Here is a 12,285-nt window from a genome sequence, read left to right as displayed (position 1 = left end):
CCTTTACCCCGCAGAGATCAGGGACCCATACCGAATGTCGGCGTCACCTCGCTGGGCATGCTGGATTTCTCCGCGTTTTACCTTCTCGAGATAGGACCTGAACCAAGCGATCGCCGACTTCTCTATGAACTCATGCGCGTATCGATCGACCGGTTCGATTCCGGCCCTGATCAGATTGCTCTTCGGGCAACCGCCGATCTTGGCCACGAACACCGCATGGCAGTCATTTACGCTTCGGATGATGGTCGAAAGCCTATCCCCCTCGCCATAGCCGCCCTGGCAGTAGACATCCACGCGCCGGTGGCCGACAAATTTGGCGCCGGATGTGGAAATTTCGTACACCTGAAACTCTTTTGCATGTCCAAAGTGCTCGTTGATCAGCCCCGAGCCTTTGGTTGCAACCGCGACCAGAACGGTGATTTCGCTCATCTCGCCGGCGAACTCCGCGAGGCCCTCTCGGCTGGCCGCGACTTTGGCGGCACGCTCAGCCTCTACCTTTTCTTGATAAGCCTTGCGCATCTCGGGGTCATATTTGACATCCATTTTCATGACTCGGTCGATGTTGAACTCGCTTCCGCGATCCGCGCCGACCAGCCCCACCGCATCGGCGCGGCACTGACGGCAATGCCGCATCATGTTTACCCCTCCCTCACAAGCATCCTGCAGTGCCTTCAGTGCCTGAGCCGTCGGACCTCGTTGACCGTTGAGGCCGAATACTGTGCCGTGCTCGGGCGCCGAGATCAGTGGCATGATGTTGTGAAGGAAGGCTCCGCGCGACTTCACCGCCTTGTTGACCTCGACAAGGTGATGGTCATTGATATGCGGGATCATTACCGAGTTGACCTTGCATAGGATACCCCGCTCGCTAAGCATCTCGAGACCCTGTAGCTGACGATCGGTGAGTATCCTCGCCGCGTCGATGCCAACGTAGCGCCTGTGGTTGAAGAAGATCCACGGATAGATTTTTGCGCCGATTTCAGGATCGATCGTGTTAATGGTGATGGTGACGTGCTCGATCTTGGACTTGGCGATGGTGTTAACATAGTCCGGCAGGGCCAATCCGTTGGTCGACAGACACAGCTTGATGTCGGGAGCCGCCTTGGCGACCAGGTCGAACGTCTTGAATGTTTTTTCCGGATTGGCCAACGGATCGCCGGGACCAGCGATGCCAAGCACAGTCGTCTGCGGAATGATGGTCGCGACCGCGAGCACTTTTTTCACCGCCTGCTCGGGGGTAAGCTTCTCGCTCACCACGCCCGGACGCGATTCATTGGCGCAATCATATTTGCGGTTGCAGTAGTTGCACTGGATGTTGCAGGCCGGAGCCACCGCGACGTGCATACGGGCGTAGTGATGATGTGCCCCTTCGCTGTAGCATGGATGCTTCTTCACCTTTTCCCAAATCTCGGCCGGCAGTTCGCCGTGGGCCGCCCGTGAGCGGCAGCTCGCCTGGCCTGTGTTGACCGACGTGCCGCAGCCCCTGTGCTCGGCGGTGGGCCGCATCATCTTGTCCAATGAACCTTCGACATATCTACCGCGCCCAACGACCGCGTTCATTTTCATCTCCCCGTGCAGGCATCATCGGCTTTCCAAGACCAATCCTGAGAACGCCTCATGAGGGGGAGTAGCAACTCACATGCCATAGCGGAAACGGTGACGTTGCAGCCCTACTTAAACAGTCAGCGGTAATGATCGATATTGATACTAGAATAGCAACGAAGCGCATGTTGGAAATGCGGCAGGTACGTCGTGATTCAGACACAGAGATCCGTGGATGGTGCATTCATACTCGCACTAGAGGCGCGCGGGATCCTTGCTCTATCTGCATGGTTTTGCGCGCTGCTGCCGGCCACAAATGGGTCGATACTTCTGGCGATCCGACGTCACAGCGCCGTTAATTGATGAGCATTATCCCCAACGCGCGAGGGAGCCAAATCGGTGTCAGGCCTTGCTTGAGCTGAACACGGCGCTCGTTGCATTGAGAAGACGCTCGGATCGACGATTGCATCGTGGTATCGGCAGGAACGCCTGATGATCTTCGCCGCATTGCTTCGCAATAGCGATAGTTGAAGCGAGAGCAAGAAAGCTCGTACGCATACGACGGAGGCCGCCTGATTGACGCATGCGCGCGGGCACGGCGAGGTCTATGATGGCATTGGGTGAAGGGTGAAGGTCAGGCGGCCTGCTGATTGGCTGGCTTGTCGGCCTGGCGCAGGAGCTTCCATTCCCAGGGCAAGAGCTCGTGCAGACGCGATGCGGGATGATCGGCGATACGGGCCAGGACGTCGGCGAGCCAGGCCTTGGGATCGACGTCGTTGAGGCGACAGGTCGTGATCATCGTCAGCATGATGGCGGCACGGTCGGCGCCGCGCTGGCTGCCGGCGAAGGTCCAGTTGCGCCTTCCCAAGGCGATGCCCCTCAATGCGCGCTCAGCGCAATTGTTGGTCAAGCAGATCCTGCCGTCGTCGAGGAAGCGGGCGAAGCCGTCCCAGCGCCTGAGCATGTAGTTAATCGGCTTCAGGACCTCGGAGGAACGCGAGAGGGTTTCGCGCTCGCGGAGCAGCCAGGCATGCATGTCCTCGAGAAGTGACTTACTCTGTTCCTGGCGAGCGGCACGCCGCTCGCCGGCACCGCGGCCGTTGATGGCGCGCTCGATCTCGAACAACGTATCGAGGCGTCTGACAGCCTCCAGCGCGATCGGGGAGACCGGTTTGCCTTTCTTGCCTTCCCGAGCATTTTTCTCGATATCAGCCAGCTCGAAGAAGCCCCGCCGCGCATGGGCCACGCAAAACGCCGGCGTAATCGGCAGCGCCTTCTTCTGCGGGTCGAACAGCGGCTCGAAGCCGCTGTAGCAATCCGCCTGCAAGATGCCGGCGAAGGCGGCCAGATGTCTCTGTGGATGCTCGCCTCGTCGGTCGCTCGAGGCGTAATAGACCGCTGCCGGCGGCGCAGGCCCGGCGAACGGCCGGTCATCCCGCACATAAGTCCAGATCCGCCCGGTCGTGCACTTGCCCTTCGCCAGAATACGGATGGTGGTGTCGTCGCCATGAAGGCGCTCGGCAGCGAGCACGTGGCGTTCGATCAAGTGGAAGAGCGGCATGACGGCGAAGGTCCCGTGGCCGACCTGGTCGGCCAGCGTCGACAACGGCAGGTCGATCCCCTCGGCCTTAAAGCGCGCACTCTGGCGGTTGAGCGGGATATGCATGCCGAACTTGTCGAACAGGATCGTCGCCAGCAATTGTGGGCCGATGAAGCCGCGCGGCGTGGCATGGAACGGCGCGGGCGGCTGGCTGATCTTCTCGCAATCGCGGCAGGTGAACTTCTCGCGTACCGTCTCGATCAGCTTGAAGCGGCGCGGGATCTCCTCCAGCGTCTTGGTCACATCCTCACCGATCTTCGCCAGCCGCGATCCACCGCAGCAGGCGCAGGTCGTTGGAGTCTCAATGACGACGCGCTCGCGTTCGATATCGTCAGGCCATGGCTTGCGCACCGGCCGCTTGCGCATGAAGGGGCGGACGTTCTGCGTCTTCGCCGCTGCGGCCTGTGCGGCAAGCTCATCCTCGCTCGCCGTGGTGACGAGTTCTTCGAGCTCCAACTCCAACTGCTCGAGCAGCCGTGCCGAGCGCTCGGATCGCTGCCCGTGCAGTTCGCGTTTCAGCTTCTCGATGCGCAACTCGAGATGAGCGATCAGCGCCTCGGTATCCGACAGTTTCGCCTGCGCATTCGCGGCTTGCGCCTGCCAGTTGGCGGCCTTCGCCTCGGCTTTCTGTCGCGCCTCACGCTCGGCCTGCAGCGCCGCCAGGGCACTGACAAGGTCCGATGGAAGATCATCCGGCTTCGATATCATGGAGCCATTGAATCAGATCGAGCAGCAGATTCAAACCGTAAAACGACTATCCGACCCGCGTCGGACGCTGGGTTTCTTGAGGGTTGCGCCAATCGATCCCGGACAACAGATAGCTCAACTGCGCCGGAGAGATCGTTACCGATTCACCAGCAACCGATGGCCAGATGAACCTGCCTCTCTCGAGTCTTTTGGTGAACAAGCAGGCGCCCTGGCCATCGTGCCAAATGACCTTCAATAGATCACCGCGTTTGCCCCGGAAGCAGAAAAGACCGCCGCCCATGGCGTCGCGCTTGAGCACTTCCTGCACGCGCAGAGCCAGGCTCGGAAAGCCGCACCGCATGTCGGTATGGCCCGTCGCCAGCCACACCCGCACGCCCGTCGGGATCGGGATCATCGGCGCGCCAGGCCCCGAGCAATTCGAACGACCGCCTCGATATCCGCACCGGGGCCGAAGACCACGCGCAGCCCCTGAGGGCTCACGATTTCGATCTGACCTGTCTCGACAGCTTCCGTCGTTGGCGGCGTACTTGCCGCAACTATCGCAGGGACGAATGTCGGGCCGATCGAATCCTCTTCGGCCGGATCATGACAGGTCCAAGCCTTGCGCCAGCTCAGCAGAAGCTGACGTGATATCCCATACCGGCGAGCCGTCGCCGACACCAGTCGTGGCCCCGAGAAGCTCTCCTCTACGATTCTGAGCTTCTCCGCACGCGTCCAGCGTCGCCGCCGACCGGTCTCCACCAAATCCATGCGGCTCAGCACCGCACTGTCCTTATGTCCGTCCATAAGGACAGTCAGCTACAGATCGGAAAAACTCGCAAGACGGCCGCCCTCGGACGGATACGAAAGCTCCGCTCGGTCCGCCTTTCCTTGATGGCGTCTGGCAACTGAACCACGATGCTGCCATAGCGAGCAGCCGCCAAGAGCTTCCTGATCTCTGGCTGCGAATATGTCGAGGCACTGATCGGAATCGAGATCGAGACACCGAAGCCCGGCAACGATACTATCGACCTCCTGGCCAAGCAGGTCAGCGAAACGATATTAGCAATTCTCTCCAATGCCGATGTAGAAGATTGGCCTCATGTTCATGCATCTTTCCCGTTCTCGCCCCGTTTTTTGGCATTGATTGTGATCGGCAATGGTGTGTCGCTCGCCATCTCGGGTAAATCGAGCACCCAGCCATTAGCTATCTTGATCCAGCCGCCCCAGAGCGACTCGTACTCAGATTCCACGATCGGCTCTTCGAGATCCTTTTTTGGCACGTAGATCGACAGGCCCGCGTCCGACGAGCGGCGGATCATGATTTTCACAAGCTCAACTCCCTCGACTGTGACGCATAGCTGGGCGGAGCGCCAGACTCCCGCGAGGTGGCACGCAAGCGAGCAACAATGTCTGACAGAGCGCACACGACCTCGTCAACCTCCGCGACGGTGGTTTCACGCGAGAGAGAAAAGCGCACCGCGCCGCGCATCCTCCACGCCGGCACCTGCATGGCGCGCAGAACGTGCGACGGCACCATTGAGCCGGAGCTGCAGGCTGATCCGAGCGACACGGCAATGCCCGCACGATTGAGATGATGGACGACTGCTTCGCCTTCGAGATGATCGAAAGCGATATTGGCTGTGTTCGCTAACCGGTTGTTGACATCGCCGAGCGCAAAGCATTCGCCATTATGTAAGATCCCCTGCTCCAGACGGTCGCGCAATGCACCAATGCGAACGCGCTCCGGCTCGAGCCGCTCCACAGCAAGCTCCGCAGCCCTTCCAAGACCGACGATGCCGGGAATATTTTCCGTTCCGCCGCGGCGCCGCCTTTCCTGTGATCCGCCCCAGATCAGGGGCCGGAATTTTGTCCCTTTGCGCAGGTAGAGCGCGCCCATTCCTTTGGGACCGTGCAATTTGTGTGCGGACAGCGACAACATATCGATCGCACTGTCCCTTAGGTCGACGCGCAGCTTGCCTATGGCCTGGACCGCATCGGTATGGAACAGTGCGCCCGCCTCACGTGCCAAGCCGGCTAAAAACTCCACGGGAAAAATGGTGCCGGTCTCGTTGTTCGCCCACATAATCGAGGCGATCGCTGTGCGTGGCCCGAGCGCGCAGCGAAAGGCCTCGACGTCAAGCCAGCCGTGGGCATCTACGGGTATGATATGCGTCTTGACACTTCTTGTCGCCAGTTGCTCGACCAGCGCAAGCACGGCGGAATGCTCAACCGAGGTCGTGACGATCTCGTCGCGACCATCTTGGGTGGCAAGCGCAGAAAGAATGGCGGCATTATTGGCCTCGGTTCCACCGGAGGTAAAAACGATTTCATGATCGTAGGCATTCCCTAGCAAAGCCTGCAAGCTACGCCGCGCCTGCTTCAGCGCGGCCGCGGCCTCGCCGCCAAAGGCGTGGGCCGAGGAGGCATTTCCGAACTGCTCGGTAAAGAACGGCAACATGGCTTGCACGACGGATGGATCGGTCCGCGTCGTCGCATTGTTGTCTAGATAAACCGGCATTTGATCCCCATTCAATCCCGCGTTTTGCCTGCAACAACAACCGTGATCAGGCGGACGAATTCGACGAGCCTGTCGACCAGCTGCACTTGAACGCCTTCCAGCGTCATCCTCAAGAGCTTAAAGAGCGCGCAGGCACGGGTTGCGCCTACCATGATCTTGCTGCCATCAATTCCAATCAACTGATAGTCGGCGCCACTGCGTTGCAGATTGGCACGGATCTCCTCAATTACAGCGCGGATGCGTCCCGCTCGGCCGGTCGAGATCGCCGTCAATTGCCTCAGTTGTTCGGGTTCCGCCAGCATGTTTTGACGCCTTTTCTTATCAGCTGAACGATTTGCCGCAGGAGCAGCTCGAAGTGGCGTTTGGGTTATTAAAAGTGAAGCCTGGGCTCTCCAGCGCCATCACGAAATCGATGGTTGTGCCGACCAGATGGTCATGGCTCTTGTTGTCGACAAACACCTTCACACCGTCGCACTCGATCACCGTGTCGTTAGGCTTCGGCTCCTTGGCCAGACCCATCATGTATTTGAGTCCGTTGCAGCCGCCTGCCTCGACGATAATGCGCAGCCCGCTCGCTGGCTGCGCCGATGACGACATTGCGCCCCTGACCGCATTCACTGCGCTATCCGTTAGCTTGATCATGGCCTCTCTCAACTGCTTAGCTTTGCCTGCTGAAGGGCAAGTCATGTGCCAGCGAAAGGACGCTTGATGATGCTTACCTTTCCGGATCGCACCTGTTGGCTTTTGAACTCGTGTCGGGTTTCTTTCAAAGCTACTTGAGGCAATCGCAGCCCACTTACGCCTTTTTTATCTAAGATACGCCGAAGGCCGCCACGCATGCGACGGCAAGCAATTTGCATTGCATTCGCACCGGCCAAGTCGTCGGTGAGGAGCTTAGATCGAGGACGATTTTAATGACTGCAATCGAAAACACCGCACTCGGCAGACTTGAGAAGGAGGGTCGCCTGCTCAATGCCGTACTCAAAGGCGGGACCACCAAGCCGGACCGGTTCGGCTTTCGCGGCGATGTCGCACTGAAATTCCAGACCCAGGTCGCCGACGAGAAGCGACCGCCGGACTATTCCATCGAGCAGGTTCTAACGATCGCGCAGGAAGGAGAACGCACTATTCCGGTGCTGGCAGGGTATCTGCATTCCTTCGCGTATCTGGCTGACGTCGCAGCCGTCCTTGACGGCGCCTTAAGCCCGAATGGCAGCTATTTCATATTCTGCAACAACATAGATTTGCTGGCGAAATACCGAATCAAGCTCGGTGATGTTACCTTCCACGTCTTACCGTGTGATGAATCCACCGTTTGGAAGGAGATGATGGACCTGGTCGGAGTCAGCAAGGACGACATCAAGAAGCTCGATGCGGGCGGCAAGCTTGATTACCTGCTCGATGCGGCAAACGACATCGAGCTGTCCGATCTTGAGCTATCCTATGACGAGATCTCGTACGAAGACGGGCTGAAGAGGATGGAACCCGTGAAAAACCGTAACGAAAACCGGCCGGTCTGAGCGCGGCCTTCATTCGTTGGGAAGCGCATCGTCTTCGACAAGAGGCATACCGACGACACAGATATCGCCATCCAGAACCGTCAACGCGATCGGCGTGAGCGCGCCACCCTTACATGGACCTTCGACGCATCGTCCCGTGGCGAGCTCGAAGGTCGATCCGTGCTTGCCGCACATCAGCCGGATGCCGTATGGATCCAGGAATTCGTTCCAGTTCCAGTCCAGATTGACGCTGTTGTGCGGGCATTTATTGGCATAACCAAACACCTGCTTGCCCCACCGCACTACAACGATGGACCACGGCCGGTGACCGCCCTCGTCATCGACGACCATCAGATGGAAACCCATGGCCCGGCGGCTTGGAATGTCGTTAATGCCACAAATCGCATAGATTGCATCTGGCTGCATTCATTGCTCGTTTATTGCAGGACGCTCTTCATTTCGCGGGACGATCAAACATGCAAGAACCGTAGAAGAGCCAGAACCGCTCGGCTTTCTGACGATCCGACCTTAAGGCTTCGTCACAGCTGATTGGCGCAGGTGCACGATTGGGTCGGCTCCGCGCGAGCATCGAGGCTTATTGCCTACTCCTTGCCCATTCGCAGCTGCAACTTTCGCGCGCCAACTTTTCCGACACCTTACTGAACTAAACGCAGTGGTTGCTCACTGATCGCCACAGCCTTTCCACTTGCGCCAACTAGACCAAATACGCTGCGAATTGTGTCGCGATCGTCACCTTGGCATATAGTTTGATCCGAAGCTTCCTTGAGCACATACCGCCCTCAACCTGCTCATATCATGACGCACCGTTGCATTGGCTACACGATTGGGGCGCGGATTCGTACTCGATCTTCGTTGCACCGATTCCAGCTGCACGGCCCGCAAGCGCGAGAATATCATTACTTTCTGAATAGGATAGGCAGGCGAATGGGGCCGCACGCTGCTAACGTACGCCCCCCCCCCTCGTTTAACGCCAGGACCTTCGCGGCGGCGCGTCCATTCACGAAACAGCCGTCATTTCCTGCCCAGGTCTCTCTATTGCGGCTGTTCTACTCCATGCGCAATCCTTCGAGAGCTTGCTCCAAGTAGAATGACGGATCATCATCTGAAGAGGCCGCTTCGGCACTTTCGACACTTGCTTCAGAAGCGGTGTCACTATCCTCGACCTTAGTAAGATACTTCGTAGGTTTGTCTACTCGCTGCCACTCGTTGCTCTCGTTTTTCGTCCACACTTCTGGATGCTGGTTAGGATCAAGCGCCCAATAATTACGCCCCATGTGAACAAAACCCATTTCGGCCAGACGGGGTTCCATGCCCTCCAAGCCAGGACGTGACAAGACCAAGGGATGGTCGCCGTCCTGTCGCAGTTGATGCTCCAGCAGAATATCGCCCGCGTTCTCGACCAACGGATGAGTAACCCGAAGGTCAACCACGGACGTGATATCATTGCGTCCAAACTGTTGCCGAAACTGCTCCCCCTTGATTCGAGCCGGCCCACCTGCTCTTAAAAGCCCGACAGTTTCGTCACCCAACTGATAGCTGTAGAATCGTGCTGGCTTGCTTGGATCATCGTAAGTGTGGAGGTAGCTTCCAGCAACCATTCCTGCGCGCCGAGCCTTCCCGGACACGAAATCCGAGTACTCTTCTGGGTTACTGGCGATGTGCCTGATGTCACCGCCCAAAAATCTCCTCACTCCCTCCGTGAAGGAAGATCGATCGATCTCTATGATCGGCGGATCGGAAGCCAGAGAGTATGGCATCGTTGTCACCGACGACGACGCACCGGGCTCCATGCCTGCAACTGTGTCCGCAAATCGCGGGCTCTCTCCCTCATCTCCAGACTCATCAACGTGGCTGGCGCTTCCAGACTGGCTGGACGATCCGACGATTCTGCCATACATCAGATTCGCTCTCCTCTCGGCTCAATTGCACGCTGTATGAGCTCGTGCCGCACGAGCTCTGCGGAGGATGATATACAGGTTAGCTGACCATAACCTGACGCATAGGCGGCCAATTTAGGCTCTTCCAATCCTCAAGGGAGCAGGCAAACAAATAAAGACGGTACCGTTCACCCGAGGAGCGTGCTCCCTCATCGGGATCAGCATTGCGCCATGCGTTATGACCTGAATCGCAATACACCTGCACGAAACGCTGACCCCACTGCTAAGAGACTGATCTTCGAGACGGTGTTGTCACCCAAGGGTATGCGCTTGCCTTGCCGATCAAACAGCCTTAGCTGCAACGTCTCCGCTCGCTGTGTCTTAATAACTGAAGCCGTCAGAGCATGCGGGTCTGATCTCCATCGCAGATCAAGTGATCAACAATGGATCTATTCCATTGCAAATATAGCGCCTGCCGCAAGCGGGCTAGAGCGGGATGGGTCTAGCTTGAATCGATTTGGGATTCCCAAATCGGAAGGCTTCTGATTCAACATGCTGGCTGGGAAGGAGGCCAGCATGGATGGGACGAGCCTATTCGGACGACCTTCGTGAGCGGGTAGTGAGAGCTGTCATCAAAGGTGGCCTGTCGCGGCATCAGGCAGCGGCTCAATTTGGGGTGGGCATCAGCACGGCGATCAACTGGGTACAGCGCTTCCACGAGACCGGTAGCGTCAAGCCAGACCAGATCGGGGGCTATCGGCCAAAGAAGATTGCGGGGCCGCACCGCGAATGGCTGATGCAACGGTGCCGAAACGATTTTACCGTGCGCGGGCTGGTGGCCGAACTCGCTGAGCGTGGCCTGAAGGTCGATTACCGCACGATGTGGGAGTTCGTCCACGCCGAGAAGCTCAGTTACAAAAAAAGACGATGATTGCCGCCGAGCAGGATCGTCCCGATGTCACCCGTCGGCGGGCGCAGTGGACCAAGTATCGGGATCGGATCGATCCCACTCGGCTGGTGTTCATCGATGAGACCTGGACCAAGACCAATATGGCGCCGCTGCGGGGCTGGGCGCCGCGCGGTCAACGTATCAAAGCCAAGGTACCGCACGGCCGCTGGCGGACCATGACCTTCATGGCCGCCTTGCGCCACGATCGCATTACCGCTCCGTGGTTCCTCGAGGGGCCGATCAACGGCGAAGCCTTCCTTGTCTATATCGAGAAGGCTCTGGTCCCGACCCTGCGGCACGGCGACATCGTCATCATGGACAATCTCGGCTCGCACAAGGCCCACGCCGTGCGTCGCGCCATCCGTGCCGCCGGCGCCCGGCTCTTCTACCTGCCGAAATACTCGCCTGATCTCAATCCGATCGAGCAGTTCTTCGCCAAGTTCAAACACTGGCTGCGCAAAGCCGCACAGCGAACCACCGAGGCCGTCTACGATGCTATCGCTCCGATCCTCGGCACCGTCTCACCGGCCGAATGCGCCAACTACTTCGCAAAGGCCGGATATGACCAAAACTAAACTCATCACGCTCTAGGGCCACCGGTCAGGCAGCTTCGGCTGGGGCTGAAACATGGACCTGGCAATTGGCCGGACACACCCTGGCGCACGCGCCGCAGCCGATGCAGGCGCCCTGATCATTCAGAACCATGATCTTCTTTTCGATCTCATCGTCCTCGTCATCGTCAAGATCAACAAGTTCGCCGTCCTCGCTGATTCCCTTCAACGCCATGACACCTCGGCCACACACCTTGAAACAGCGGCCACAGCCGATGCATTTTTTGGCGTCAATCGACATCAGGTAGTCTGGCGTCCAGTCGCGGCCATCGCGCGTTGTAAATGACATGTGTCGGCCCCTCTTAAGTATTTTCCAACGCCTTCAAATCATGGTTTCTGCGCTCAAGTTCGGCATAGGCATCGTGCGCCTTCTGCGCAACGACCATGATCGAGGTCCAGTTGATGGGCAATTCCTCCGAAAGGTCGTGCAAATCCATTTTGGCTTGTAGCGCTTTGGCCGATAGCTTCTTTATTTCAGCCTTCAGTGTTTCACGTTCGCTCATCAGTATCCTCAATAGTTCGCCACGTCCGGAAACTTCCGTATCAGGTCGATTCCCTCCCTGACATATTTGCCTCCCTCTTGCGCGAGCTTTGCGAGGCTATCGAACCCGAAGCGATGCACATCACGCAGCCGCTTGTTCACGGCGCTCAGCCGGCCTCCGATCAGCACGATGCGGCCAAATCCTTCATGATGCAGCTTCAAGATCGGCTGGATCATCACACCGGTTTCCCTCTCGACCGCGAGCGCGACCGCGTTGAAGAACAGTTCCAGCCGCCACAGCGTATCGGGGCCAGGATCACCGACAATCGGCAACGCACGCCGCTTTTCCTTGTCCAAGACATAGGGCTCGAGAAGGTCGAGATCGCTCTTGGCCTTCCAGGCTCCCGTGGTGTCCTGAGCGCGCCAACACTTGACTAGCTCCTTGATGAACAGCGCATCGGCGGAGCTGTCCTGCTGCTCTATTTCTGCGGTCATTTCAT

15 protein-coding genes are annotated in these 12,285 nt (G+C 58.3%); 2 read left to right on the top strand and 13 right to left on the bottom strand.

The features are described 5' to 3' along the window. Window positions 1-3: 3 nt before the first annotated feature. From nifB to HAP54_RS22300, 8 genes are all read right to left on the bottom strand, one after another. Complete coding sequence (gene nifB / locus HAP54_RS22335; protein ID WP_165128113.1) at window positions 4-1,557, bottom strand: nitrogenase cofactor biosynthesis protein NifB; 1,554 nt, start codon at window positions 1,555-1,557, stop codon at window positions 4-6. Between the two features lie 616 nt (window positions 1,558-2,173). Then, entirely contained in the window at window positions 2,174-3,847 is a 1,674-nt protein-coding gene (gene tnpC, locus HAP54_RS22330) for an IS66 family transposase (protein ID WP_166205228.1), read from the bottom strand. 46 nt (window positions 3,848-3,893) lie between these two features. Beyond that, window positions 3,894-4,241 (bottom strand): IS66 family insertion sequence element accessory protein TnpB, encoded by a 348-nt coding sequence (gene tnpB, locus HAP54_RS22325; protein WP_063676425.1) that lies wholly within the window; start codon window positions 4,239-4,241, stop codon window positions 3,894-3,896. After that, window positions 4,238-4,633, bottom strand: a complete 396-nt coding sequence (gene tnpA, locus HAP54_RS22320) for an IS66-like element accessory protein TnpA (RefSeq protein ID WP_166202956.1) — start codon at window positions 4,631-4,633, stop codon at window positions 4,238-4,240. Before tnpA ends, tnpB begins: the two co-directional genes overlap by 4 nt. A gap of 299 nt (window positions 4,634-4,932) precedes the next feature. After that, complete coding sequence (gene nifT, locus HAP54_RS22315) at window positions 4,933-5,157, bottom strand: putative nitrogen fixation protein NifT (protein ID WP_029084668.1); 225 nt, start codon at window positions 5,155-5,157, stop codon at window positions 4,933-4,935. Beyond that, window positions 5,154-6,347 carry a cysteine desulfurase NifS gene (nifS, locus tag HAP54_RS22310; protein WP_166303898.1) on the bottom strand — a complete coding sequence of 398 codons (1,194 nt, stop codon included), beginning with the start codon at window positions 6,345-6,347 and terminating at the stop codon, window positions 5,154-5,156. Before nifS ends, nifT begins: the two co-directional genes overlap by 4 nt. A gap of 11 nt (window positions 6,348-6,358) precedes the next feature. Next, window positions 6,359-6,649 carry a NifU family protein gene (locus tag HAP54_RS22305; RefSeq protein ID WP_166303895.1) on the bottom strand — a complete coding sequence of 97 codons (291 nt, stop codon included), beginning with the start codon at window positions 6,647-6,649 and terminating at the stop codon, window positions 6,359-6,361. Window positions 6,650-6,668: 19 nt separating this feature from the next. Next, window positions 6,669-6,989, bottom strand: coding sequence for a HesB/IscA family protein (locus HAP54_RS22300; protein ID WP_029084671.1), 321 nt, complete (start codon window positions 6,987-6,989; stop codon window positions 6,669-6,671). Window positions 6,990-7,261: 272 nt separating this feature from the next. Between HAP54_RS22300 and HAP54_RS22295 the strand changes: the two genes are divergently transcribed. Beyond that, the gene (locus HAP54_RS22295; protein WP_029084672.1) at window positions 7,262-7,867 is read left to right on the top strand and encodes a hypothetical protein; all 606 of its coding nucleotides are present in this window, start codon (window positions 7,262-7,264) and stop codon (window positions 7,865-7,867) included. A 9-nt stretch (window positions 7,868-7,876) separates the two neighbouring features. On the opposite strand, the gene HAP54_RS22290 is transcribed toward HAP54_RS22295, so the two are convergent. Together HAP54_RS22290 and HAP54_RS22285 are read right to left on the bottom strand one after the other, a co-directional pair. After that, window positions 7,877-8,272, bottom strand: coding sequence for a Rieske (2Fe-2S) protein (locus tag HAP54_RS22290; protein WP_029084673.1), 396 nt, complete (start codon window positions 8,270-8,272; stop codon window positions 7,877-7,879). 641 nt (window positions 8,273-8,913) lie between these two features. Then, window positions 8,914-9,765, bottom strand: a complete 852-nt coding sequence (locus HAP54_RS22285; protein ID WP_224741831.1) for a host specificity protein — start codon at window positions 9,763-9,765, stop codon at window positions 8,914-8,916. A 559-nt stretch (window positions 9,766-10,324) separates the two neighbouring features. On the opposite strand from HAP54_RS22285, the gene HAP54_RS22280 reads away from it, so the two are divergent. Beyond that, window positions 10,325-11,268 (top strand): IS630 family transposase gene (locus HAP54_RS22280; protein ID WP_166293972.1). Its coding sequence is split into 2 segments (ribosomal slippage): window positions 10,325-10,661 and window positions 10,661-11,268, totalling 945 coding nucleotides; the frame shifts between segments, so codons are not numbered across the junction. 25 nt (window positions 11,269-11,293) lie between these two features. Here the strand turns inward: HAP54_RS22280 and fdxB are convergent. The 3 genes from fdxB to HAP54_RS22265 are packed head-to-tail and all read right to left on the bottom strand — an operon-like array spanning window position 11,294 to window position 12,280. Then, a complete protein-coding gene (gene fdxB, locus HAP54_RS22275) occupies window positions 11,294-11,593 on the bottom strand; it encodes a ferredoxin III, nif-specific (protein ID WP_029084732.1) in 300 nt (99 codons plus the stop codon). 13 nt (window positions 11,594-11,606) lie between these two features. Beyond that, entirely contained in the window at window positions 11,607-11,807 is a 201-nt protein-coding gene (locus HAP54_RS22270) for a CCE_0567 family metalloprotein (protein ID WP_029084733.1), read from the bottom strand. A gap of 8 nt (window positions 11,808-11,815) precedes the next feature. Beyond that, on the bottom strand, window positions 11,816-12,280 hold the full coding sequence (locus tag HAP54_RS22265; protein ID WP_166303892.1) for a NifX-associated nitrogen fixation protein: 465 nt from the start codon (window positions 12,278-12,280) through the stop codon (window positions 11,816-11,818). Between the last annotated feature and the right edge of the window lie 5 nt (window positions 12,281-12,285).

It is taken from the genome of Bradyrhizobium sp. 2S1, assembly GCF_011516625.5.
Classification (GTDB): Bacteria; Pseudomonadota; Alphaproteobacteria; order Rhizobiales; family Xanthobacteraceae; genus Bradyrhizobium; species Bradyrhizobium septentrionale.
Note: the sequence above shows the minus strand (reverse complement) of the source record. Positions and strands in the feature narration are given on the sequence as shown.

Bases quoted from the DNA above. Each gene is read 5' to 3' on its own strand.
- HAP54_RS22285 (WP_224741831.1), bottom strand. From the start codon at position 9,765: ATGTATGGCAGAATCGTCGGATCGTCCAGCCAGTCTGGAAGCGCCAGC.
- tnpC (WP_166205228.1), bottom strand. From the start codon at position 3,847: ATGATATCGAAGCCGGATGATCTTCCATCGGACCTTGTCAGTGCCCTG.
- nifB (WP_165128113.1), bottom strand. From the start codon at position 1,557: ATGAACGCGGTCGTTGGGCGCGGTAGATATGTCGAAGGTTCATTGGAC.
- tnpA (WP_166202956.1), bottom strand. From the start codon at position 4,633: ATGGACGGACATAAGGACAGTGCGGTGCTGAGCCGCATGGATTTGGTG.
- tnpB (WP_063676425.1), bottom strand. From the start codon at position 4,241: ATGATCCCGATCCCGACGGGCGTGCGGGTGTGGCTGGCGACGGGCCAT.
- nifS (WP_166303898.1), bottom strand. From the start codon at position 6,347: ATGCCGGTTTATCTAGACAACAATGCGACGACGCGGACCGATCCATCC.
- HAP54_RS22270 (WP_029084733.1), bottom strand. From the start codon at position 11,807: ATGAGCGAACGTGAAACACTGAAGGCTGAAATAAAGAAGCTATCGGCC.
- HAP54_RS22305 (WP_166303895.1), bottom strand. From the start codon at position 6,649: ATGCTGGCGGAACCCGAACAACTGAGGCAATTGACGGCGATCTCGACC.
- HAP54_RS22265 (WP_166303892.1), bottom strand. From the start codon at position 12,280: ATGACCGCAGAAATAGAGCAGCAGGACAGCTCCGCCGATGCGCTGTTC.
- HAP54_RS22300 (WP_029084671.1), bottom strand. From the start codon at position 6,989: ATGATCAAGCTAACGGATAGCGCAGTGAATGCGGTCAGGGGCGCAATG.
- fdxB (WP_029084732.1), bottom strand. From the start codon at position 11,593: ATGTCATTTACAACGCGCGATGGCCGCGACTGGACGCCAGACTACCTG.
- HAP54_RS22290 (WP_029084673.1), bottom strand. From the start codon at position 8,272: ATGCAGCCAGATGCAATCTATGCGATTTGTGGCATTAACGACATTCCA.
- HAP54_RS22295 (WP_029084672.1), top strand. From the start codon at position 7,262: ATGACTGCAATCGAAAACACCGCACTCGGCAGACTTGAGAAGGAGGGT.